The following is a 22,489-nucleotide window of genomic DNA, read 5'->3' as shown; positions in this document are numbered from 1 at the left end:
GGAGATGATGCGGATGATGCAAAGGAGCGGCTGCTGCCCTTGCGCGAATGAGGCGAGTGTGACCGAGCTCTCCGACACTGAGGGGTAAACGTGAAAGAGACACCACGGATGAGTGAATCACCGTCGCCGTGAGCGAAGACGAAGAGCGAGCGTAGGCTCGTTCTCGGCGTTCCCCGGGCCGAAATACGATGCGGCGGGCACGGTCGGCCCATCCCTCGACCGCCACAGAACTCAATGGAAGCGAGATTTCACCACCGTGACTGCTCTCACTCTCAGCACTGCCGGCGCGGCGACGCTGCGCGCCGACGCCCTTGTCGTCGGCGTAGCGAAGTCCGGAAAGGGTCTGCTCGTCGCCCCGGGCGCCGAGGCCGTGGACCAGGCGTTCGACGGCAAGCTCGCCGCTGTCCTGGAGACCCTGGGCGCCGCGGGTGCCGAGGGTGAGGCCATCAAGCTGCCCGCCCCCGCCGGCCTGAAGGCCCCCGTCGTGCTCGCCGTCGGCCTGGGCTCCGCCCCCGAGGACGGCCAGGCGTACGGCGCCGAGGCCCTGCGCCGCGCCGCCGGCACCGCCGCCCGCACCCTGACCGGCGCCAAGAAGGCCGCGTTCGCGCTGCCGATCACCGCCGCCGAGGACGCCGAGGCGATCGCCGAGGGCGCCCTGCTCGGTGCGTACGCCTACACCGCGTACCAGGAAAGCAAGAACGGCAAGGACGCGAAGAAGCCGCTGGCCGAGGTCGCCCTGCTCGGCGCCAAGCCGCGTGACAAGGCCTTCAAGGCCGCCGCCGAGCGTGCGCTGGCGCTCACCGAGGAGATCAACCGCGCCCGCGACCTGATCAACATGCCGCCGAACGACCTCTACCCCGAGACGTTCGCCGCCATCGTCACCGCCGCGGGCAAGGAGCACGGCCTCAAGGTGCAGGTGCTCGACGAGAAGGCGCTCGACAAGGGCGGCTACGGCGGCATCCTCGGCGTCGGCAAGGGCGCGGTCCGCGGCCCGCGCCTGGTCAAGATCGCCTACACCCACCCGGAGGCGGAGAAGACCCTCGCGCTGGTCGGCAAGGGCATCACCTACGACTCGGGCGGCATCTCCCTGAAGCCGGCCGGTCACAACGAGACGATGAAGTGCGACATGAGCGGCGCCGCCGCCGTGTTCGCCGCGGTCGTCGCCGCCTCCCGCATCGGCCTGGCCGTCAACGTCACCGGCTGGCTGGCGCTGGCCGAGAACATGCCGTCGGGCTCGGCCACCCGCCCCGGCGACGTGCTGCGCATGTACAGCGGCAAGACCGTCGAGGTCCTCAACACCGACGCCGAGGGCCGGCTCGTCCTCGCCGACGCGCTGACCAGGGCCTCGGAGGAGAACCCGGACGCGATCGTCGACGTGGCGACGCTGACCGGCGCGATGGTGCTGGCCCTGGGCAACCGGACCTTCGGCATCATGGCCAACGACGACGACTACCGCACCGCGATCCACGAGATCGCCGAGGAGGTCGGCGAGCAGTCCTGGCCGATGCCGCTCCCCGCGGACCTGCGCAAGGGCATGGACTCCCCGACCGCGGACATCGCGAACATGGGCGAGCGGATGGGCGGCGGCCTGGTCGCCGGTCTGTTCCTGCGGGAGTTCGTGGGCGAGGGCATCACCTGGGCCCACCTCGACATCGCGGGCCCGGCCTTCCACGAGGGCGCTCCGTACGGCTACACCCCCAAGGGCGGCACGGGCTCCGCGGTCCGCACCCTGGTGAAGCTGGCCGAGCGGACGGCCGACGGCGAGCTCTGAGCCGTCGTGTGACGTACACGGCCCCGGGGACCCGCTCCCCGGGGCCGTATCCGTTGCGCCCTCGACGAAATCCGTAGGTTCGTACGCCTCTGTTACCCGGCCGTACGGACGATCCCCCCGTCTCAGACACCGGCCCCGCGTCCCGCCTTCCGGCAACAAGTGCGAAGATGGGTTCTCGGCAGGACAGGGCCCCCACCACAGGGCCGAAATAAAAGCGGCCGAACACCAGCCGACAGGCCGGTCAATCCCCCCGGAAGCGGGACAGGGTGCCGGCGAGCGGCGCACATGCATGGAGGACGTGACGTGGCGAACGACGCCAGCACCGTTTTCGACCTAGTGATCCTCGGCGGCGGTAGCGGCGGTTACGCCGCGGCGCTGCGCGGAGCGCAGCTGGGCCTGGACGTCGCACTGATCGAGAAGAACAAGCTCGGCGGCACCTGCCTGCACAACGGCTGCATCCCGACGAAGGCCCTGCTCCACGCCGGCGAGGTCGCCGACCAGACCCGCGAGGCGGAGCAGTTCGGTGTCAAGGCCTCCTTCGAGGGCATCGACATCAAGGCCGTCCACAAGTACAAGGACGATGTGATCTCGGGCCTCTACAAGGGTCTGCAGGGTCTGGTCGCCTCCCGCAAGGTGACATACATCGAGGGCCACGGCCGCCTCTCCTCCCCGACCTCCGTCGACGTGGACGGCCGCCGCGTCGAGGGTCGTCACGTCCTCCTCGCCACCGGCTCCGTACCGAAGTCGCTGCCGGGCCTGGAGATCGACGGCAACCGCATCATCTCCTCGGACCACGCGCTGACCCTGGACCGCGTCCCGGAGTCCGCGATCATCCTCGGCGGCGGTGTCATCGGCGTCGAGTTCGCCTCCGCGTGGAAGTCCTTCGGTACGGACGTCACCGTCATCGAGGGCCTGAAGCACCTGGTCCCGGTCGAGGACGAGAACAGCTCCAAGCTTCTTGAGCGCGCCTTCCGCAAGCGCGGCATCAAGTTCAACCTCGGCACCTTCTTCCAGTCCGCCGAGTACACCGACAGCGGCGTCAAGGTCACCCTGGCCGACGGCAAGACCTTCGAGGCGGAGGTCCTGCTCGTCGCCATCGGCCGCGGCCCGGTCTCGTCCGGTCTCGGCTACGAGGAGCAGGGCGTCGCGATGGACCGCGGCTACGTCCTCGTCGACGAGTACATGCGTACCAACGTGCCCACGATCTCCGCGGTCGGCGACCTCGTCCCGACCCTGCAGCTCGCGCACGTGGGCTTCGCCGAGGGCATCCTGGTGGCGGAGCGACTGGCGGGTCTGAAGACCGTTCCGATCGACTACGACGGCGTGCCGCGGGTGACGTACTGCCACCCCGAGGTCGCCTCCGTCGGTATCACCGAGGCCAAGGCCAAGGAGATCTACGGCGCGGACAAGGTCGTCGCCCTGAAGTACAACCTCGCGGGCAACGGCAAGAGCAAGATCCTGAAGACCGCGGGCGAGATCAAGCTCGTCCAGGTCAAGGACGGTGCCGTGGTCGGCGTCCACATGGTCGGTGACCGCATGGGCGAGCAGGTCGGCGAAGCGCAGCTGATCTACAACTGGGAGGCGCTGCCGGCCGAGGTCGCGCAGCTCATCCACGCCCACCCGACGCAGAACGAGGCGCTCGGCGAGGCGCACCTGGCGCTGGCCGGCAAGCCTCTGCACTCCCACGACTGACGCTCACGTCATCCACGGGCGCGACGACCACTTTCCGCAATTCGTTAGGAGCAACTGAAACCATGTCGGTTTCCGTAACCCTGCCGGCGCTCGGCGAGAGCGTCACCGAGGGCACCGTCACCCGCTGGCTCAAGGCCGAGGGTGAGCGTGTCGAGGCCGACGAGCCGCTGCTCGAGGTCTCGACCGACAAGGTCGACACCGAGATCCCCGCCCCCGCCTCGGGCATCCTGGCCTCCATCAAGGTCGCCGAGGACGAGACCGTCGAGGTCGGCGCCGAGCTGGCGATCATCGACGACGGCACCGGTGCGCCGGCCGCCGCCCCGGCTCCGGCCGCGGCCGAGGCCCCCGCCGCTCCGGCCGCTCCGGCGCCGGTCGCCGAGGCCCCCGCCGCTCCGGCCCCCGTGGCCGAGGCCCCCGCCGCGGCTCCGGCCGGTGCCGCCACCGGTACGGACGTGGTCCTGCCGGCGCTCGGCGAGTCGGTCACCGAGGGCACCGTCACCCGCTGGCTGAAGTCGGTCGGCGAGACCGTCGAGGCCGACGAGCCGCTGCTCGAGGTCTCCACGGACAAGGTCGACACCGAGATCCCGGCCCCGGCTTCGGGTGTCCTGCTGGAGATCGTCGTCGCCGAGGACGAGACCGCCGAGGTCGGCGCCAAGCTCGCCGTCATCGGTGCCGCGGGTGCCGCTCCGGCCGCCCCGGCCCCGGCTGCCGCTCCGGCCCCCGCCGCCGCTCCGGCCCCGGCCGCCCCGGCTCCGGCCGCTCCGGCCCCCGCCCCCGTGGCTCCGGCCGCCCCGGTCGCCGCTCCGGCTCCGGTCGCGCCCGCCGCCCCGGTCGCCGCTCCGGCCCCCGTGGCCGCTCCGGCTCCGGTCACCCCGGCCCCGGCCGCCCCCGCCGCCGCACAGCCGGCGGAGGACGGCGCCTACGTGACCCCGCTGGTCCGTAAGCTCGCCGCGGAGAACGGCATCGAGCTGGCGTCCGTCAAGGGCACCGGCGTCGGCGGCCGTATCCGCAAGCAGGACGTCCTCGCGGCCGCCGAGGCCAAGAAGGCCGCCCCGGCCCCCGTCGCCGCCGCTCCGGCCGCGTCGAAGGCCCCGGCCCTCGAGGTCTCCCCGCTGCGCGGTCAGACCGTCAAGATGACGCGGATGCGCAAGGTCATCGGCGACAACATGATGAAGGCGCTGCACGGCCAGGCCCAGCTGACCTCGGTCGTCGAGGTCGACATCACCAAGCTGATGAAGCTGCGCAACCAGGCGAAGAACTCCTTCGCCGCCCGTGAGGGCGTCAAGCTGTCCCCGATGCCGTTCTTCGTGAAGGCGGCGGCCCAGGCGCTGAAGGCCCACCCGGTCATCAACGCCCGGATCAACGAGGACGAGGGCACCATCACGTACTTCGACTCGGAGAACATCGGCATCGCCGTGGACTCCGAGAAGGGTCTGATGACCCCGGTCATCAAGGGTGCGGGCGACCTGAACATCGCCGGTATCGCCAAGAAGACCGCGGAGCTCGCGGGCGCCGTCCGCGCCAGCAAGATCACGCCGGACGACCTCGCCGGTGCGACCTTCACGATCTCCAACACCGGCTCGCGCGGTGCGCTGTTCGACACGATCATCGTGCCCCCGAACCAGGTCGCCATCCTGGGCATCGGTGCCACGGTCCGTCGTCCGGTCGTCGTGAACCACCCTGACCTGGGTGAGACGATCGCGATCCGCGACATGACGTACGTCGCGCTCTCCTACGACCACCGCCTGGTGGACGGCGCCGACGCGGCCCGTTACCTGACGGCCGTCAAGGCGATCCTGGAGGCCGGCGAGTTCGAGGTCGAGCTCGGCCTGTGAGCGCAAGCTACTGAGCTGTAACAAGCCTCACCTGCGGCGCCCCCACCTGGAAGTGTTTCCGGGTGGGGGCGCCGCCGTATTGTCTTGAGTGTCAACGCGTCCCTAAGGAGCGGCTTCATGAGCGTGCCCGTCGTCCACTCGCTGCGCGAACAGATCCGCGAGCACATCGTGGAGGGCATCGTCAGCGGTCGCTGGAAGCCGGGCGAGCGGATCGTCGAGCGCCGTATCGCCACGGAGCTGGAGGTCAGCCAGACGCCGGTGCGTGAGGCGCTGCGCGAGCTGGAGTCGCTGCGGCTGATCGAGTCGTCGCCGAACAAGGGCGTACGGGTCCGGAACCTCACCGCGGCCGACCTGGAGGAGAGTTACCCGGTCCGGGCGGGTCTGGAGCAGATCGCGGCGGAGCTGGCGGCGACGCGTCTCGCGGCCGACTGTTCGACCCTGGAGCCGCATGTGACGGCCCTGTACGAGGCGGACCGGACGGCCGACGGGACGGCGCAGGTGCGGCACACGGTGGCCTTCCACCGGGAGCTGGTGAAGGCCGCGGGGAACAGCGTGCTGCTGCACACCTGGGAGGGCCTGGGCATCGAGGTGTTCACGGCGCTGTCGATCCGCTGGCTCGGCACGGTCCAGAAGTCGTACGCGGAGGAGCACCAGGAGCTCGTGGAGGCCTTCCGCCGCGGCGATCCGAACATCGGCGCCCTGGTCAAGGCCCATGTCCTCGGCTGCGCGCCGAGGGCCTGAATCAGCCTCGTACCTCCTGCGTACGTCCCGATCGATTCCTGAGCACCTCCTGAGCGGACCCACCCCCGGTGGGTCCGCTCATTCGTGCGACCCCCCTCTCATTCGCCCTCTCACCTGCGAAAACAAGGCACCCGGTGCCCCTTTTCGCGGCACCCTGTGCCGACTTTCTCGATCTGAAGAGGTTTTCTCCTTCAACCCTTTGATCGATCATCGATCGGCGGCTTACAGTCTTCGGCGGGCCGCTACCCGGCCCTTCGCCCTGTCCTGCCAGACAAGGCACCCCTTCTCCACCCCCACCTGTCCGGAAGGCGGCGATCATGACCGATCCCGTAGGCAAGATTCCGAGCGAGCTCGACCAGCTCCCGGACCGTGACACCGAGGAGACCGCCGAGTGGGCGGCCTCCCTGGATGCCGTCACCAAGGCCGCCGGCCCGCACCGGGCCGCCTACCTGATGCGCCGCACGCTGCAGCACGCCGAGGGCGCGGGCCTCGCCCTGCCCAAGCTGCTGGAGACGGACTACGTCAACTCCATCCCCACCTCCGCGGAGCCCGTCATCGACGGCGACGAGGAGATGGAGCGGAAGATCACCGCCTGGAACCGCTGGAACGCGGCCGCCATGGTCACCCGCGGAGCCAAGCACGGCGTCGGCGGCCACATCGCCACCTTCGCCTCCGCCGCCTGGCTCTACGAGACCGGCTTCAACCACTTCTTCAAGGGCAAGGAGTCCGGCGACGCCGCCGGCTCCGGCGACCAGCTCTACATCCAGGGCCACGCCTCCCCCGGCATCTACGCCCGCGCCTTCCTCGACGGCCGCCTCAACGAGGCACACCTCGACAACTTCCGGCAGGAGTCGGGCGGCAACGGCCTCCCCTCCTACCCGCACCCGCGCCGCCTCCCCTGGCTGTGGGAGTTCCCGACCGTCTCCATGGGTCTGGGCCCGCTCTCCGCCATCTACCAGGCGCGCTTCAACCGCTACCTCACCAACCGCGGTATCAAGGACGTCTCGTCCTCGCACGTGTGGGCGTTCCTCGGTGACGGCGAGATGGACGAGCCCGAGTCGACCGCGGCACTCGCACTCGCCGCCCGCGAGGGTCTGGACAACCTGACCTTCGTCATCAACTGCAACCTGCAGCGCCTCGACGGCCCGGTCCGCGCCAACTTCAAGATCGTGCAGGAGCTGGAGGCCCAGTTCCGCGGCGCCGGCTGGAACGTCGTGAAGTCGCTGTGGGGCGGCGCCTGGGACGAGCTGTTCGCGCTCGACACGACCGGCGCCCTCGTCCGCCGCCTCCGCGAGGTCCCGGACGCGCAGGTCCAGACGTACCAGACCCGCGACGCCGCCTACATCCGCCAGGACTTCTTCGGCTCCGACCCGGCGCTCGTCGCGATGGCGCAGCTGCTGAGCGACGACAAGATCCTGGAGTGCTTCCACCTCTCGCGCGGTGGCCACGAGCCGCGCAAGGTCTACGCCGCGTACAAGGCCGCGCTGGAGTTCAAGGGCGCGCCGACGGTCGTCCTCGCGCAGACCGTCAAGGGCTTCACCCTCGGCGAGGGCTTCGCCTCCAAGAACGCGAACCACCAGATGAAGAAGCTCTCGGTGGACGAGTTCAAGAACATGCGCGACCTGCTCGGCCTGCCGATCTCGGACGCGCAGTTCGTCGACGGCGTGGTGCCCTACGGCCACCCCGGCGCCGACTCCCCGGAAGTCCGCTACCTCCAGGAGCGCCGGGCGGCCCTCGGTGGCCCGGCCCCGGCCCGTCGCGTCCAGCCGCTCGCCCCGCTGCCGGCCCCGGCCGAGAAGGCGTTCGCCGCCTTCGACAAGGGCTCCGGCACGCAGTCGATGGCGACCACGATGGCGTTCGTCCGCCTCGTGAAGGACCTGATCCGCGACAAGGAGACCGGCAAGCGCTGGGTCCCGATCGTCCCGGACGAGGCCCGTACCTTCGGTATGGAGTCGCTGTTCCCGTCGCTCGGCATCTACTCGCCGAAGGGCCAGACGTACGAGCCGGTCGACCGCGACCAGCTGATGTACTACAAGGAGGCCGTCAACGGCCAGATCCTCAACGAGGGGATCACCGAGGCCGGCTCGATGGCGGACTTCATCGCCGCTTCGTCGTCGTACGCGACGCACGGCGAGGCGATGATCCCCTTCTACATCTTCTACTCGATGTTCGGCTGGCAGCGCACCGCCGACCAGATGTGGCAGCTCGGCGACCAGCTCGGCCGTGGCTTCCTCGTCGGCGCCACCGCGGGCCGTACGACGCTGACCGGTGAGGGCCTCCAGCACGCGGACGGCCACTCCCCGATGATCGCGGCCACCAACCCGGCGGCGCTGTCGTACGACCCGGCGTTCGCCTACGAGGTCGCGGCGATCGTCAAGGAGGGTCTGCGCCGGATGTACGGCGAGGCCGCCGAGGGCGAGGACCAGAACGTCTTCTACTACCTCACGGTCTACAACGAGCCGATGCCGCAGCCGGCCAAGCCGGCCGGTGCCGACGAGGGCATCATCAAGGGCCTGTACCGCTTCAACACGGCGGAGTCGGCCGGCCTGGACCTGCCGACGGACGCCTCGCGGATCCAGCTGCTCTCCTCCGGTACGGCCATCCACTGGGCGCTGGAGGCGCAGAAGCTGCTCGCCGCCGAGTGGGGCGTGGGCGCCGACGTGTGGTCCGCGACCTCGTGGACGGAGCTGCGGCGCGACGCGCTGGAGGCCGACGCGGCGCTGCTGCGCGGCGAGGAGCGGGTCCCGTACGTCCGCCAGGCGCTGGAGGGCGTGGAGTCCCCGGTCCTCGCGGTGTCGGACTACATGCGTCAGGTCCCCGACCAGATCGCCCAGTGGGTCGAGCAGGACTGGTCCTCGCTCGGTGCGGACGGCTTCGGCCTCTCCGACACCCGCGAGGCGGCCCGCCGCCACTTCGGTGTCGACGCGCAGTCGATCGTGGTCGCGGCCCTCGCCCAGCTCGCCCGCCGCGGCGAGGTTCCGGCCTCGGCCGTGAAGGAGGCGCGCGAGCGCTACGGCCTCTGACGAGGTCCGACGGCGAGTGAGCCGAAGGGCGCCCGCGGGTGTCGAAAGGGAGAACGCGCGCAGGTTCCGAGGAACGAGGAACCGAGCACGATCGACCGTCGACACACGCTGAGGGCGCCCGGAGGCGAACCGAGCCTTGAAGCGTCGGTGCGGGCACGCATGATGGGGTCATGCGTGCCGCCCGGCTGATCAAGATGGTCCTGCTGCTCCAGTCCCGTCCGTCGATGACGGCGGCCGAACTGGCCGAGGAGCTGGAGGTGTCCGAACGGACCATCACCCGTGATGCCCTCGCCCTCTCCGAGGCGGGGGTTCCGGTGTATGCGGACCGGGGTCGGGCAGGTGGCTACCGGCTGATCGGCGGGTACCGCACCCGTCTGACGGGCCTGGCGCGCGGCGAGGCCGAGGCGCTGTTCCTGTCCGGGCTGCCGGGCGCGCTGCGGGACATGGGGCTCGACGACGCGGCGTCGGCGGCCCGTCTGAAGGTGTCCGCGGCGCTGCTGCCCTCGCTGCGCGACGCCCCGGAGTCGGCGGCCCAGCGCTTCCATCTGGACGCCCCCGGCTGGTACCAGGAGCCGGAGACGCCCGAGTTGCTCGCCCCGATCGCGGAAGCGGTCTGGGACGACCGGTCGATCTCTGCCCGCTACCGGCGCGGGGACACCGAGGTGGAGCGCGAGCTGGCACCGTACGGCCTGGTTCTCAAGGCCGGGGTCTGGTACCTGTGCGCGTGTTCGGGCACGGCGTTCCGTACCTACCGGGTGGACCGCTTCGCGGCCGTGGCCGTCGGCGAGGAGCGTTTCGAACGGGACGAGGCGTTCGACCTGCCGGCCTTCTGGGCGGAGCGGGCCGCGGAGTTCGCCCGGTCGATCCTGCGCGCCGAGGTCGTGCTCCGGCTCTCGGAGGCGGGGGCGCGCCGACTGCCGTACGCGACGGACCGCGCGGCGGCCGAGGAGGCGCTGGCGGCGGGCGCGGAGGACGCCGAGGGCCGGGTGACGGTGACGCTCCGCGTGGAGAACGAGGAGGTCGCCTTCAGCCAGCTGCTCGCTCTCGGCCCGGAGGCGGAGATCCTCGCTCCAGCTCCCCTGCGAGCCCGCTTCACGGAGGCGGCACGGGGTCTCGGAGCGCTCTACGACTGAACGGGGGCGGGCGGCCTGGGTCCACGGTCCCTGACCGCCCGCGGGCGGCCCGAAACCGGCGGCCGCCCCCACCCCCGTGACGCGCGCACGCGCGCCCCCGCGCCCTAGCGGTAGTCCGCCACGTCCGGATCCCCCGTCTCGCCCGCGATCATGAAGCCCCACGCGTCCGGCTGGGAGCCGTCGGCGTCCGTGAAGCCGTACTCCTTCGCGAGCCGGCCGCTGTCGAGCGACCGGCCGTTCCAGCGGGCCCGTTCGGGGTCGGCGGCGAGCGCCGCCACCGCCCTGCCGACGTACACCGGCGACTCGGCGATGGCGAAGCCGGGGATCCTCTCGACCGCGTCGCGCCAGTTCTCCTCCGTGACGCCGAACGCGGCGAGCATCTGCTCGGACCGCAGCCAGCCCGGTGTGAGCGCGACGGCGGTGCCGCCCACGCTCTCGAGGTCGTGGGCGAGCGCGAACGCCATCCGGAGGGGCGCGGTCTTGGCGAGGTCGTAGAAGAAGTTGTTCCGGAAGCGGGTGTTGTACTCGGCCGTGCCGTCGGTCATCTCGACGACCAGGCCGCCGGGGTTCCTGATCAGCAGGGGCAGCGCCAGGCGGGAGGTGATCGCGTGCGTCTTCACGCCGAGCTCCAGCATCCGCAGCCCGCCCGTCAGATCGGTCTCCCAGACCTTCTTGTCGAACTCGATCAGGTGCTCGCCGCCCCAGACGTCGTTCACCAGGACGTCGAGCCGGCCCTGCTCCTTGTCGATCCTTTCGACGAGCGCACGGACCTGGTCGATCTCCAGATGGTCGGTGGGAACGGCGACGCCCTCGCCGCCCGCCGCCGTCACCAGCTCGGCCGTCTGCTCGATGGTCTCGGTCGTACGGCCGACCTCGCTGACCTTCTCCCGGGTGGTGCGCCCGGTCACGTACACGGTGGCACCCGCCGCGCCGAGCTCCACCGCGATGGCCCGTCCGGCGCCCCGCGTCGCGCCCGCGACCAGTGCGATCCTGCCGCTGAGCGGCTTCGTTTCCGTCTCCATGGAACGAGCGTGACAGGAAAGTACGACATCTCCTGTCCGGTTTCATTTTGGTCGTTTCCGGGTGCGTCGCCCTCCCCCAAGGTCGATGCTTGGTCCGTGATGGACGAGACGGAGTTCTGGGAGATCATCGACTCCACCCGCGAGGCCGCCGAGGGCGACCCCGAGGAACACGCCGACCTGCTCGTCGAGCGGCTGCTGCAGCTCGACCCCGACTCCGTGCTCGACTTCGCCCGCCACTTCGAGGCCCGCTACAACCGCGCGTACCGCTGGGATCTGTGGGGCGCGGCCGCGGTGCTGCTCGACGGGGCGGGCGACGACGGCTTCGACTACTTCCGGTGCTGGCTGATCGGGCAGGGCCGGGAGGTCTTCGAGGGCGCGGTGCACGAACCCGACGCGCTGGCCGAGCTGCTGGTCGACTTCGACGAGGAGATCGACGGGGACGGCGAGGAGTTGGGCTTCGCCGCCGACGAGGCGTACGAGCAGCTCACGGGCGCGGAGGCGCCGGATCTGGGGATTCCGCCGCAGCCGGCGGAGCCGGAGGGCGTGGCGTTCGACCTGGAGGACGACGCCGCGCTCGCGGCGCGCTATCCACGGTTGTGGGAGCGCTTCGGCGCCTAGGCCGCGGGCTCCATGGAAGGTACGGACCCGGGGGACCGTCCCCACCCCGAGGTCCGTACCGGTCCGTCAGCCGAGCCGCAGCTCGGGGTCCACCTGGCCGAGGATCATGTCCGTCCGCGCGGGGAGCGCCTCGTGGAGGGTGTCGGGCTGCGGGACCACCCAGTACTTCCCCTCCGCGACCTGCGCGAAGACCCGCTCGGCGTGCTCCTCCGGCGTCAGCCCGTGCTCGTCGCTGAGCGTCTGCAGCCGCTCGGCGAACCCCGTGACCTCGGGCGCTTCGTCCGCGCCGGGGCGGGCCGCCCGGAAGATCTCGCTCTTGACGGCGCCGGGGGTCACCACGGACACCTGGATCGGGGCACCCTTCATCCGCATCTCGTAGTGCAGCGACTCGGTCAGCGCCAGCGCGCCGAACTTGGTCGCGCTGTACGGCGCCATCAGCGGGCTGGGCAGCAGGCCGCCGATGGAGGACACGTTCACCACCCAGGCCCGCTCGCCGCGCTCCAGCATCCGTGGGACGAAGGAGCGGATGCCGTTGACGTAGCCGCCGATGTTGACCCGGAGCATCGCGTCCCAGCGGTCGGCGGGGATCTCCCAGGAGTAACCCATGGCCATGATCCCGGCGTTGTTGACCAGCAGGTCGACGGCGCCGAAGCGGGTGTACGCGTGGTCGGCGAGGGCGTCGACGGAGGCCGGGTCGGCGACGTCGGTGACGACGGTCTCGACCTCGGGCCGGGTGTCGGTCGCGCGCAGCTCGTCGGCGAAGGCGGCGAGGCGTTCGGCGGCGATGTCGGCGAGCACCAGTTTCATGCCGAGTGCGGCGGCGTGGCGGGCGAGCCCGGCGCCGATGCCGGAGGAGGCGCCGGTGATGACGGCGGTCCGGCCGCCGAAGACACGTGCGGCGAGGGAGGACATCAGAAGTGGGTCCCGCCGTCGACGCGGACCTCGGTGCCGGTAATGAACTTCCCGTCCTCGCTCGCCAGCATGGCCACGACGCCGGCGACGGTCTCCGGTCCGGCGAAGCCCTGGCCGAGGGCGGGGGCGAGCTTGGCGAAGAGGGACCAGTCGGTGTCCTCGGGCAGGCCGGGGCCGACGGACCGGCGGCTGGCGCCGGTGCCGTCGGTCATGCCGGAGGAGATGGAGCCGGGCTGGACGGCGGTGAAGCGGATGCCCTGCTTGGCGTACTCGGCGGCGAGGGCGTGGGTCATGGACTGGATGCCGCCCTTGCTGGCCGCGTAGGCGGCCATGTACGGGTGGGCGAACATCGCCGAGGTGGAGGAGAAGTTGACCACGGCGGAGCCGTTGCCCTCCAGGAGCGCGGGGATCGCCTCGCGGATCACCAGGAAGGTGCCGGTCAGGTTGGTCCGGAGGACCTGCTCGAAGGAGTCGAGGCTGGTCTCGTGGGTGTGCGAGGAGCGCAGGATGCCCGCCGCGTTGACCAGGACGTCCAGGCCGCCCAGCGTCCCGACGGCGGTGGCGACGGCCGCGCGCACCGAGGCCTCGTCGGCGACGTCCAGGACGACGGTGGTCAGTCGGCCGTCGGCCGCGTCCGCCTTGGCGACGGTGTCCTTCAGGCCCTCCTCGCTGATGTCCGCGGCGACGACGCTGCCGCCCTCGGCGAGTATGCGCAGCACGGTGGCCTGGCCGATGCCCGAGCCGCCACCGGTGACCAGTGCGCGGCGTCCTTCGTAGCGGTTCATGTCCTGTCCGACCTCTCGACGACGAGGGCTCTCGGTGGCGAGCCTCACGATGTACGGACACCGTACGTCCATGTGGCACGTTTTGCCACATCTGCATGAAATGCATGGTCGGCAGAGGCGGGGCGTACCCTTCGTACGGTGAGCACCAAGCCCCCCTCCCTGACGGAGCGCCGCAAGGCCGCCACCCAGCTCGACATCGCCCGGGCCGCCGCCGAGCTCTTCACCGAGCGCGGCCCGGACGGCACCACGGCCGAGGACATCGCCCTGCGCGCCGGGGTCGCGCTGCGGACCTTCTACCGCTACTTCCGCTCCAAGCAGGACGCCGTCGCCCCGCTCCTGGCGGGCGGCGCGGACCGCTGGCGTGAGTCGCTCGCGGCGGCGGAGCCGGGTTCGACCGTGCCGACCGCGCTGGAGCGGTCGATCAGGGAGGCGCTCGCGGCGGCCGACGACGAGGCCGCGGAGGGGCTGCGATGGACGCGGGGGCTGCTGCGCGCGGCCGCCACGGACCCGGCGCTGCGGGCGGTCTGGTACCGGGTCAACCAGGAGTCGGAGGAGAAGCTGCTGGCCGTGGTGGCCCAGCTGGCCGGCCCGGACGCCGACCCGCTGGAGGTACGGCTCGCGGCGGCGGCGGCCACCGACGCGATCCGGGTGGCCCTGGAGGCATGGGCGGAGACGGACGCGCCGGTACGGGGCAAGGGGGCACCGGCCGAGCTGGCGGTGCGGTGCCTGCGCGAACTCATGGGCGGGATGGCCCCGTTGACACCCCGGGAGGCCGGGCGCCCCTAGGGGGAAGTCCGGCCATGATCCGCGGGCACCCCAGGCCTCGGCCATGATCCGCCGCACGCCCCCAGGGCTCGGCCATGATCCGCCGGACAGCGCCTACGGCGTGACCGCGCGGCCCATCAGGACGTCGTCGACGTACGCGCCGTCCAGGAAGAACTCGCCGGGCAGGACGCCCTCGACCACGAAGCCCTCGGAGGCGTAGAGGGCGCGGGCGGGCTTGTTGTGGCCGAGGACGCGCAGGGTGAGCCGGGTGCCGCCCTGCCGCCGGGTCTCCTCCATGGCGGCGCGCAGCAGCGCGCGGGCCACGCCCCGGCCGCGGGCGCTCTCGGCGACGGCGAGGCCCTGGATCTGGCGGACGTGCGCGTTGCAGGCGAGCGGGGTGGGCGGCACGAGCCGCAGATAGCCGACGACGGTCTGCCCCTGCTCCGCGACCAGATAGTCCTCGGGCCGGTGCCGTTCGTCGAAGAACGGTTCGTACGGGGGTTCCGGTGCGGGCATCACGGCGTGCAGCGGCGACCAGGTGGCGCGGTCCAGCTCCCCGAGAGCGTTCTCGTCGGCGGGAAGGGCCCGTCGTATGTGCGTCTCCGGCGCGATCATGTCGGCAACTGTGCCATGTGCGGACCGGGGAGGGCAGGATGTCCCCATGCAACGCTCCCGAATCGCGGTCACCGGCGCCTCCGGACTCATCGGCTCCGCTCTGGTGCGCTCGCTGCGCGCCGACGGTCATCAGGTGCTCCGGCTGGTACGGCGGCCCGCCCGGACCGCGGACGAGGTCGAGTGGGACCCGGCGCGGCTGTACGTGGACGCGGCGGGGCTCGTCGGCGTCGACGCGGTCGTGCATCTGGCGGGCGCCGGCGTCGGTGAGCGCCGCTGGAACGAGGCGTACAAGAAGGAGATCCGCGACAGCCGCGTACGCGGTACGACGGCGATCTCCCAGGCCCTCGCCTCGCTCGCCGATCCGCCGAAGGTCCTGGTGTGCGGCACGGCGTTGGGCTACTACGGCGACACCGGCTCGCGCGCCGTGGACGAGAGCGCACCCGCGGGCGAGGGTTTCCTGCCGTCGGTGTGCGTGGAGTGGGAGGCCGCGGCGGCCCCCGCCGAGGAGGCCGGTATCCGGGTCGCGTACGCCCGCACGGGTCTGGTGGTGGCCCGCGAGGGCGGGGCGTGGGGCCGGCTCTTCCCGGTCTTCCGTGCCGGTGTGGGTGGCCGGATGGGCGATGGCCGCCAGTACTGGAGCTTCATCTCGCTGCACGACGAGGTGGCCGCCCTGCGGCATCTGATCGAGACCGACTCCCTCTCGGGCCCGGTGAATCTGACGGCCCCCGAGCCGGTCACCAACCGCGAGGTGACGGCGGCGATGGGCCGTGTGCTGCGCCGTCCCACGGTCTGCGCGGTCCCCGCGCCGGCGCTCAGGCTCGTACTCGGGGACTTCGCCCAGGATGTGCTGGGCAGTCAGCGGGTGCTGCCGGGCCGGTTGTCGGAGTCCGGGTTCCGGTTCGCCTTCCCCACGATCGACGAGGCGATCCGCGCCGCCGCCTGACCACGGGCGGGGAGCACGGCGGGTGCGGCCCGTGCTTCGTGCACCCCGCCGCGCGCGGCTGGCACCCGTGGGAGCGCTGCCTAGGCTGGCAGGCCCTGAATGCGAACGCGGGCATTCCTGGGGTCTGTTGGGGGCATAGGCACCCCACCAGCCGCGCCGACCTGGGGAGGGGCACGTGCTCAGTACCGCACGCCATTCGGACGCCGTCACGGACGTCGTCGTCGTGGGAGCCGGGATCGCGGGGCTCGCGGCCGCCCACCGGCTGACCAGCGCCGGAATCGGCGTCACGGTCCTGGAGGCCGGGCCGCGGGTCGGCGGCCGGATGACCACGGACGACGTCGACGGCTTCCGGCTCGACCGGGTCGGACCGCTGCTGACCGCCTCGTACGCCGAACTGTGCCGCACGCCCGGTCTGGGCGGGGTGGCGCTGCGGCCGTTCGCACCGGGGGCTCTGGTGCACAGCGACGGACGGTACGTCAGGGTCGGCGAACCGTTCCCGCACGCGCCCTGGCGCGTGGGGGTCGCGCGGGGGGCCCGGGGTACGGCGAGGGGGTCCGCGCAGGGTCCTCGGGGCGTGGGTTGGGGGTCCCCCCAGCCGCCCCGGCGCGTAGGGGGAGCTTTCACGGTGGCGCGCGCCCTTGCGAGCGCCCCGCGCCATCCGGCCGCCTCGCTCGACCAGGCGCGTCTCGGCGCCTCGCTGGCGCGGCTCGCGGCCACACCGGCGCAGCGGCTGCTGACCCGTCCGGAGCGGGCCGCGCGCGAGGCCCTGACGGCCCGGCTGCCGGCCCGTACCGTCCAGGGGGTGCTGCGGCCGCTGATCGCCGCGCTGCTCGGCGACCCCGACCTCACCACCTCCAGCCGCTGGGCGGATCTGGCGCTGCGCGCGTTCGCCCGGGGACGGTTGTGCGTGCCGCAGGGCGGCTCGGCGGCGCTGCCCGACCTGCTGGCCGCGACGCTGCCGTCCGGCACGGTCCGTACGGGCGTCCGGGTCACGGACATCGCGGTCGACCGGGTCGCGACGGCGGAGCACGGGGTGTTCCGGTGCCGCTCGGTGGTGCTGGCGACGGGCGCCCGCACCGCCGCCGAGCTGCTGCCCGGGCTGCGGACCCCCGCCTTCCACCCGGTCACCGTGCTGCACCACACCGCTCCGGCCGCGCCGACGCCCGATCCGCTGCTGCTCCTGGAGTCCGACCCGGGGGGCCCGGTCGCGCACACGGCGGTGATGAGCGCGGTCGATCCCACGCGGGCCCCGGCGGGCCGGGTGCTCGTCACCTCGACGGTCCTGGGCACTCCGCCGGACGACACCGAGCGGCGGGTCCGCAAGCACCTCGCGACGCTGTACGGCACGTCTACGGACGAGTGGGAGCTGCTGGCGCTCCATCACACCCCTGACGCGGTTCCGGCGATGCCGCCGCCGCACGACCCGCGCCGGCCGGTCCGGCTGCTCGCGGGCCTGTACGTCTGCGGCGACCACCGCGACACGTCCACGCCCCAGGGCGCCCTGTCCTCGGGCCGCCGCGCGGCCCAGGCGGTCCTGGGAGACCTGGGGGTCCGTGCGGTGGAGGAGTCGACGACGGAGGCGGCCTGAACCCCGGCCCCCGTGTGGGCCCGCCGGGTCAGCCGATTGCTGCCACGCGGTCGCGGTACGTGCGGACCGCCGCCGCGTCGCGGTACGGCTCCAGGCGGCGTTCGAAGTCGCGTACGTACTCCACCGCCCGCGCCGAGCGCATCTCGGACGCCTGCTGCGCCGCCTCCGCGCCCAGCGCGCACGCCTGGTCAAGCTCGCCGAGGCCGAGCCGGGCCGAGGCGAGGACCACGCGGCAGAAGAGGCGGCTGCGGGCGAAGCCGGGGGCGCGCAGCTGCAGGGAGCGTTCGGCGTGCTGGGCCGCGGGGCGGTACTGCTGGAGGTCCCGGTGGCAGTGCCCGAACTCGTCGGCGAGCTGCGCCTCGTCGAAGGGCCGCGCCCAGTACGGCACGTCGTCGCCCGGCCGGGCCGCCTCCAGGGCCCGCTCGGCACGGGCGAGCGACGCGCTGCACGCCCGCGCCTCGCCGAGCACCCCGTGCCCCCGGGCCTCCACCGCGTGCAGCAGCGCCTGGACGACGGGCGGCGCGGAGGAGCCCACGCCCTGCTGGGCGACGCGCGCCAGCTGCACGGCCTCGCGCCCGTGGCCGAGGTACACCGCCTGCCGGCTCATGGTGATCAGGACGTACGAGCCGTACGCGCGGTCCCCCGCCGCCTGAGCAAGCCGCAGCGCCTGGACGAAGTAGCGCTGGGCCAGGCCGTGGGCGGCGATGTCGTACGAGGTCCAGCCGGCCAGCCTCGTCAGGTCGGCGGCCGCGGCGAAGAGCCGCCGTCCGACGGACTCGCCGTACGTGCCGCGCAGCATCGGCTCGGCCTCGTGCTCCAGGTAGCGGACGAGGGCCTGGCGGGCGTGACCGCCGCCGTAGGCGTGGTCGAGGGTGCGGAAGAGCTCGCCGACGGAGCGCAGTGCGGCGATGTCACCGCTGGAGACCCGCTGCCCGGGGCCCCGGTCGGTGCCCCGCTGGCGAGGGACGGAGACCCTGCCCTGCTGCGGGACCCGGGGGTCCTGGACCGGGCGGCGCGCTTCGGTGGCGAGCCGTCCGCCGTCCCCGCCCGGACGCGCCTCGGCGCCGTGGCGGGCCTCCGTCGCGAGCCGCCCGTCCGGGCCGAGGCGGCCGTCCTGGCCGAGCCGACCCTCCGGGCCGGGACGGCCGTTGGGTGCCGCGATGTCCCCCCGCGCGACCCGGTCGTCCGCCCGGCCGATCAGCCAGTCGCGGCTGGGGACCACGAGCCCGGCCGGGGTGAAGGCGATCTTGCGGAGTTCGGCATGGCTGCCGGAGTCCTTCCGCCACAGCCCGCTGACGATGTCGACCGCCTCCTCGGGCGTCGCCGCGAACTCCAGCCCCGCGTAGACGGGGGCGCAGGCGTCCAGACCGAGGTCCTGCGCGGAGAGACGACGACCCAGGCGCCGGGTGAAGACCTCGGCGATCAGTGCGGGGGTGGTGCCCCGCGGCTGCTGACCGCGCAGCCAACGGGTCACGGAGGTCTTGTCGTACCGCAGGTCGAGTCCGTGCTCCAGGCCGAGCTGGTCCACCCTCCTGGCCAGACCCGCGTTGGAGAACCCGGCTTCGGCGATGAGCGCGGCGAGCTGGCGGTTCGGGATGCGCTGCGGGGGTCGTTCCGTCATCAGCTGTGCGGTCTCCTGCCTTCCGGGCCCCGGAGCGAGCCCGTATGGACCCTCATGGAACGGCGTGAATTTAGCGGCCCCCACTGCCTATACCGCCTCCTTCGCCCCACATTCATCCGATCGTGTGAGGATCCGAGACGTCGCTGACGCAAACGCCCTCGTCGCGGCCCTCCGCACCTGCCGGACGGCTTTCCGCCGGGCGGCCGTACAGTGGCATGGGCGCGAATGACGCATGGTGCCGAGCCGGCCCCGGGACGATCCCCGGAACCCGGCACCGGTACCCAGGAGGAGGCACTGCCGTGAGTGAGCTGCGATTCGTCCGTCTGGGCTTCGGCGACGACGCCGTCGAGTACCAGGTGGCCTGGGACAAGCAGCGCGAGGTGCACGCCGCCCGGTTCGCCGACGAGATCACCGACACCTGTCTGCTCCTGGAGCACCCGCCCGTGTACACGGCGGGCCGGCGCACGGAGGAGAGCGAGCGCCCCCTGGACGGGACACCGGTCGTCGACGTGGACCGCGGCGGAAAGATCACCTGGCACGGCCCGGGCCAGCTCGTCGGCTACCCGATCATGAAGCTGCCCCGCCCGGTCGACGTCGTCGCGCACGTCCGTCGTCTGGAGGACGCGCTGATCCGCACCGCCGCCGAGTTCGGCGTGGAGACCACCCGGATCGAGGGCCGCAGCGGTGTCTGGGTGCTGGGCGATCCGGTGGAACAGCGCCCGTCGCTCGGCGGACTCTCGCTGGACTTCGACCCGCGCCTCACCGACCCGGAGTTCGACCCCCGCCTCAACGGCCCGGAGTACGCCCCGTCCAACGCCGGGCAGCGCCGCGAGGACCGCAAGCTGGCGGCGATCGGCATCCGGGTCGCCAAGGGCGTCACGATGCACGGCTTCGCCCTGAACGTGAACCCGGACAACGCCTGGTTCGACCGGATCATCCCCTGCGGGATCCGGGACGCCGGCGTGGCCTCGCTGGCGAGCGAGCTCGGTCGGGACGTCACCATCGAGGAAGTCCTGCCGGTGGTCGAGAAGCACCTGCGGGCGGTCCTGGAGAACGCGGAGCTGAAGCCGCGCGAGATCGAGACCTCTCCCGTAGAGGCGAACGCCTAGGGAATGCCGGGCTCTGGCCATAGGTTGCCCAGGCGTAAACAAAACCGCATGAACAACGGGCGTACCCTGGTGTGCGCCGAAGAATCGAAGCTACAGGGAGCCGGTCGTGTCCGCAGTCGCACCCGACGGACGCAAGATGCTGCGCCTTGAGGTCCGTAACGCCCAGACCCCCATCGAGCGCAAGCCCGAGTGGATCAAGACCCGGGCGAAGATGGGCCCCGAGTACACGAAGATGCAGAGCCTCGTGAAGAGCGAGGGGCTGCACACGGTCTGCCAGGAGGCGGGCTGTCCCAACATCTTCGAGTGCTGGGAGGACCGCGAGGCCACCTTCCTCATCGGCGGTGACCAGTGCACGCGGCGCTGCGACTTCTGCCAGATCGACACGGGCAAGCCCGAGGCGCTGGACCGTGACGAGCCCCGCCGTGTCGGCGAGTCGGTCGTCACGATGGACCTGAACTACGCCACCATCACCGGCGTCGCGCGCGACGACCTGGAGGACGGCGGCGCCTGGCTGTACGCGGAGACCGTGCGCCAGATCCACGAGCAGACCGCGGGCCGCGCCGACGGCCGTACGAAGGTCGAGCTGCTCGCCCCCGACTTCAACGCGGTGCCGGAGCTCCTGGCGGAGGTCTTCGCCTCCCGCCCCGAGGTCTTCGCGCACAACGTCGAGACGGTGCCGCGGATCTTCAAGCGGATCCGCCCCGGCTTCCGCTACGAGCGCTCGCTGGACGTCATCACGAAGGCCCGTGACTACGGTCTGGTCACGAAGTCGAACCTGATCCTGGGCATGGGCGAGACCCGCGAGGAGATCAGCGAGGCGCTGCAGCAGCTGCACGCCGCCGGTTGCGAGCTCATCACGATCACGCAGTACCTGCGCCCGTCGGTACGCCACCACCCCGTGGAGCGCTGGGTGAAGCCGCATGAGTTCGTGGAGCTCAAGGAGGAGGCCGACGAGATCGGCTTCTCCGGTGTGATGTCGGGCCCGCTGGTCCGCTCCTCGTACCGGGCCGGCCGGCTGTACCAGCAGGCGATGGAGAAGCGCGGCGAGACGGTGACCACGCCGACCGTGTGAATCCAAGCACAAGTAGTTACCGGCCAGTAGTGGCCGAATTCGTCGCGGCCCGTACGCCCCCGCAGGTCAGGGGGTGCGTACGGGCCGCGTCGGCGTTCACGGGTTCGTACGGATGGCCGCATCAACGTTTCATCAGTGTTTGACCACCGAGTCATGCGCTGGTAACACCAGTCTGTGAGCCTGAGTTCACACACCGCCACAACGCGAGCGACATCTCACGCTCAGCCCCCCACCTCATCTCATCCATGCTTGAGGGAGGACCCCGTCATGCAGGCCGCGACCCACGTCCGCGCCACCGCGATCCCGTCCGTCACCGATGCCCTGCGGGCCGTGGAGGCCGTGCTGCTCGGCAGCGGCCAGCGGACCGCCCGCCGCAACGCCTGGACCTCCGTCCTGGAGGACCGCCGCCGGGCCAAGGACCGGGTCGAGGCCCAGCATGTGATGGAGGCGGTGGCTGGCCGCGCCTCTCGGGCCACGTAAACTTCAGGACATGGCGAGGACTGCAAACACGGGCAGCGGTGACGCTGCGAACCAGGGGCGACTGAAGCAGATCGCCCTCACGTACAAGATGACCCGAAAGGCCGACCCGAAGGTCGGGCTTGTCGTCGCGGGCGTGGGCATCGTCGTACTCGGCGTTCTCCTCGCGATCGGCTTCCTGATCGGGCACCCGGTCTACCTGGGCATCCTGGGCTTCATCCTGGCGCTGCTGGCGATGGCGATCATCTTCGGACGACGTGCCGAGCGCGCGGCCTTCGGTCAGATGGAGGGGCAGCCCGGCGCGGCGGCCGCCGTCCTGCAGAACGTCGGGCGCGGCTGGACGACGACCCCGGCGGTCGCGATGAACAAGAACCAGGACGTCGTGCACCGCGCGGTCGGCAAGGCCGGCATCGTGCTGGTCGGCGAGGGCAACCCGAACGGCCTGCGGTCGCTGCTCGCGGCCGAGAAGAAGCGGATGGCCCGGATCGTCGTGGACGTTCCGGTGACCGACATCGTCGTCGGCAACGGCGAGGGCCAGGTGCCGCTGAAGAAGGTCCGTACGACCATGCTGAAGCTGCCGCGGGTGCTCTCCGGCCCGCAGGTGACGGCGGCCAACGACCGGCTGCGCGCCATGGGCGACCTGATGAGCAACATGCCCCTGCCGAAGGGCCCGATGCCGAAGGGCATGCGGATGCCGCGCGGCGGAAAGATGCGCTGACGATCTCTGCAAGAAGAAGGGGCGCCCCGGAACCGATCGGTTCCGGGGC

General features: G+C 71.9%; 19 protein-coding genes. 14 read left to right on the top strand and 5 right to left on the bottom strand.

All coding sequences use genetic code 11. From position 1 onward, the window contains the following. The first annotated feature begins 256 nt into the window (after positions 1-256). The 6 genes from ACFC0D_RS26985 to ACFC0D_RS26960 all read left to right on the top strand — a co-directional run bounded on the left by ACFC0D_RS26985 (position 257) and on the right by ACFC0D_RS26960 (position 10,195). The gene (locus ACFC0D_RS26985) at positions 257-1,771 is read left to right on the top strand and encodes a leucyl aminopeptidase (protein ID WP_376440964.1); all 1,515 of its coding nucleotides are present in this window, start codon (positions 257-259) and stop codon (positions 1,769-1,771) included. A 303-nt stretch (positions 1,772-2,074) separates the two neighbouring features. Continuing rightward, positions 2,075-3,463, top strand: coding sequence for a dihydrolipoyl dehydrogenase (gene lpdA, locus ACFC0D_RS26980; protein ID WP_376440962.1), 1,389 nt, complete (start codon positions 2,075-2,077; stop codon positions 3,461-3,463). A gap of 62 nt (positions 3,464-3,525) precedes the next feature. After that, entirely contained in the window at positions 3,526-5,298 is a 1,773-nt protein-coding gene (sucB, locus tag ACFC0D_RS26975) for a 2-oxoglutarate dehydrogenase, E2 component, dihydrolipoamide succinyltransferase (protein ID WP_376440959.1), read from the top strand. 117 nt (positions 5,299-5,415) lie between these two features. Next, positions 5,416-6,039 (top strand): GntR family transcriptional regulator, encoded by a 624-nt coding sequence (locus tag ACFC0D_RS26970; protein ID WP_329121377.1) that lies wholly within the window; start codon positions 5,416-5,418, stop codon positions 6,037-6,039. A 317-nt stretch (positions 6,040-6,356) separates the two neighbouring features. After that, the gene (gene aceE / locus ACFC0D_RS26965) at positions 6,357-9,062 is read left to right on the top strand and encodes a pyruvate dehydrogenase (acetyl-transferring), homodimeric type (RefSeq protein ID WP_376440956.1); all 2,706 of its coding nucleotides are present in this window, start codon (positions 6,357-6,359) and stop codon (positions 9,060-9,062) included. 170 nt (positions 9,063-9,232) lie between these two features. Then, a complete protein-coding gene (locus tag ACFC0D_RS26960) occupies positions 9,233-10,195 on the top strand; it encodes a helix-turn-helix transcriptional regulator (protein WP_376440953.1) in 963 nt (320 codons plus the stop codon). Between the two features lie 104 nt (positions 10,196-10,299). Here the strand turns inward: ACFC0D_RS26960 and ACFC0D_RS26955 are convergent, their stop codons facing one another. After that, positions 10,300-11,217, bottom strand: a complete 918-nt coding sequence (locus ACFC0D_RS26955) for an SDR family oxidoreductase (protein WP_376440950.1) — start codon at positions 11,215-11,217, stop codon at positions 10,300-10,302. Positions 11,218-11,316: 99 nt separating this feature from the next. Here ACFC0D_RS26955 and ACFC0D_RS26950 point away from each other — a divergent pair, with 99 nt between their 5' ends. Continuing rightward, positions 11,317-11,835, top strand: coding sequence for a DUF4240 domain-containing protein (locus ACFC0D_RS26950; RefSeq protein ID WP_376441025.1), 519 nt, complete (start codon positions 11,317-11,319; stop codon positions 11,833-11,835). Between the two features lie 66 nt (positions 11,836-11,901). On the opposite strand, the gene ACFC0D_RS26945 is transcribed toward ACFC0D_RS26950, so the two are convergent. Together ACFC0D_RS26945 and ACFC0D_RS26940 are read right to left on the bottom strand one after the other, a co-directional pair. Beyond that, on the bottom strand, positions 11,902-12,747 hold the full coding sequence (locus ACFC0D_RS26945; protein WP_376440947.1) for an SDR family NAD(P)-dependent oxidoreductase: 846 nt from the start codon (positions 12,745-12,747) through the stop codon (positions 11,902-11,904). Further along, positions 12,747-13,532, bottom strand: a complete 786-nt coding sequence (locus ACFC0D_RS26940; RefSeq protein ID WP_376440944.1) for an SDR family NAD(P)-dependent oxidoreductase — start codon at positions 13,530-13,532, stop codon at positions 12,747-12,749. The genes ACFC0D_RS26945 and ACFC0D_RS26940 overlap by 1 nt, the downstream gene beginning before the upstream one ends. Before the next feature lie 138 nt (positions 13,533-13,670). Between ACFC0D_RS26940 and ACFC0D_RS26935 the strand changes: the two genes are divergently transcribed. After that, positions 13,671-14,318 (top strand): TetR/AcrR family transcriptional regulator, encoded by a 648-nt coding sequence (locus ACFC0D_RS26935; protein ID WP_376440941.1) that lies wholly within the window; start codon positions 13,671-13,673, stop codon positions 14,316-14,318. A gap of 93 nt (positions 14,319-14,411) precedes the next feature. Here ACFC0D_RS26935 and ACFC0D_RS26930 read toward each other — a convergent pair whose 3' ends face one another. Beyond that, entirely contained in the window at positions 14,412-14,912 is a 501-nt protein-coding gene (locus ACFC0D_RS26930) for a GNAT family N-acetyltransferase (protein WP_376440939.1), read from the bottom strand. A 46-nt stretch (positions 14,913-14,958) separates the two neighbouring features. On the opposite strand from ACFC0D_RS26930, the gene ACFC0D_RS26925 reads away from it, so the two are divergent. After that, entirely contained in the window at positions 14,959-15,855 is an 897-nt protein-coding gene (locus ACFC0D_RS26925; RefSeq protein WP_376440937.1) for a TIGR01777 family oxidoreductase, read from the top strand. Positions 15,856-16,030: 175 nt separating this feature from the next. Continuing rightward, positions 16,031-17,443: an NAD(P)/FAD-dependent oxidoreductase gene (locus ACFC0D_RS26920; RefSeq protein ID WP_376440934.1), complete on the top strand. Its 1,413-nt coding sequence runs from the start codon at positions 16,031-16,033 to the stop codon at positions 17,441-17,443. Between the two features lie 28 nt (positions 17,444-17,471). Here ACFC0D_RS26920 and ACFC0D_RS26915 read toward each other — a convergent pair whose 3' ends face one another. After that, entirely contained in the window at positions 17,472-19,064 is a 1,593-nt protein-coding gene (locus ACFC0D_RS26915) for a regulator (RefSeq protein WP_376440932.1), read from the bottom strand. 299 nt (positions 19,065-19,363) lie between these two features. On the opposite strand from ACFC0D_RS26915, the gene lipB reads away from it, so the two are divergent. From lipB to ACFC0D_RS26895, 4 genes are all read left to right on the top strand, one after another. Continuing rightward, complete coding sequence (lipB, locus tag ACFC0D_RS26910) at positions 19,364-20,173, top strand: lipoyl(octanoyl) transferase LipB (protein ID WP_376440930.1); 810 nt, start codon at positions 19,364-19,366, stop codon at positions 20,171-20,173. A 106-nt stretch (positions 20,174-20,279) separates the two neighbouring features. Next, entirely contained in the window at positions 20,280-21,245 is a 966-nt protein-coding gene (gene lipA, locus ACFC0D_RS26905; RefSeq protein ID WP_376440928.1) for a lipoyl synthase, read from the top strand. Between the two features lie 267 nt (positions 21,246-21,512). Next, the gene (locus ACFC0D_RS26900) at positions 21,513-21,725 is read left to right on the top strand and encodes a hypothetical protein (RefSeq protein ID WP_329121351.1); all 213 of its coding nucleotides are present in this window, start codon (positions 21,513-21,515) and stop codon (positions 21,723-21,725) included. Positions 21,726-21,735: 10 nt separating this feature from the next. After that, positions 21,736-22,440, top strand: a complete 705-nt coding sequence (locus ACFC0D_RS26895) for a DUF4191 domain-containing protein (protein ID WP_376440925.1) — start codon at positions 21,736-21,738, stop codon at positions 22,438-22,440. Positions 22,441-22,489 lie beyond the last annotated feature (49 nt).

Origin of the sequence: Streptomyces sp. NPDC056222, assembly GCF_042264065.1 — a bacterium.
GTDB lineage: Bacteria > Actinomycetota > Actinomycetes > Streptomycetales > Streptomycetaceae > Streptomyces.
This window is presented reverse-complemented; position numbering and strand designations above follow the sequence as displayed.

What these genes read in the sequence shown, in the direction of transcription:
- ACFC0D_RS26960 (WP_376440953.1), top strand. Translation starts at nt 9,233, where the DNA reads ATGCGTGCCGCCCGGCTGATCAAGATGGTCCTGCTGCTCCAGTCCCGT.
- ACFC0D_RS26930 (WP_376440939.1), bottom strand. Translation starts at nt 14,912, where the DNA reads ATGATCGCGCCGGAGACGCACATACGACGGGCCCTTCCCGCCGACGAG.
- aceE (WP_376440956.1), top strand. Translation starts at nt 6,357, where the DNA reads ATGACCGATCCCGTAGGCAAGATTCCGAGCGAGCTCGACCAGCTCCCG.
- ACFC0D_RS26955 (WP_376440950.1), bottom strand. Translation starts at nt 11,217, where the DNA reads ATGGAGACGGAAACGAAGCCGCTCAGCGGCAGGATCGCACTGGTCGCG.
- sucB (WP_376440959.1), top strand. Translation starts at nt 3,526, where the DNA reads ATGTCGGTTTCCGTAACCCTGCCGGCGCTCGGCGAGAGCGTCACCGAG.
- ACFC0D_RS26970 (WP_329121377.1), top strand. Translation starts at nt 5,416, where the DNA reads ATGAGCGTGCCCGTCGTCCACTCGCTGCGCGAACAGATCCGCGAGCAC.
- ACFC0D_RS26940 (WP_376440944.1), bottom strand. Translation starts at nt 13,532, where the DNA reads ATGAACCGCTACGAAGGACGCCGCGCACTGGTCACCGGTGGCGGCTCG.
- ACFC0D_RS26945 (WP_376440947.1), bottom strand. Translation starts at nt 12,747, where the DNA reads ATGTCCTCCCTCGCCGCACGTGTCTTCGGCGGCCGGACCGCCGTCATC.
- ACFC0D_RS26915 (WP_376440932.1), bottom strand. Translation starts at nt 19,064, where the DNA reads ATGACGGAACGACCCCCGCAGCGCATCCCGAACCGCCAGCTCGCCGCG.
- ACFC0D_RS26900 (WP_329121351.1), top strand. Translation starts at nt 21,513, where the DNA reads ATGCAGGCCGCGACCCACGTCCGCGCCACCGCGATCCCGTCCGTCACC.
- ACFC0D_RS26925 (WP_376440937.1), top strand. Translation starts at nt 14,959, where the DNA reads ATGCAACGCTCCCGAATCGCGGTCACCGGCGCCTCCGGACTCATCGGC.
- ACFC0D_RS26950 (WP_376441025.1), top strand. Translation starts at nt 11,317, where the DNA reads ATGGACGAGACGGAGTTCTGGGAGATCATCGACTCCACCCGCGAGGCC.
- ACFC0D_RS26895 (WP_376440925.1), top strand. Translation starts at nt 21,736, where the DNA reads ATGGCGAGGACTGCAAACACGGGCAGCGGTGACGCTGCGAACCAGGGG.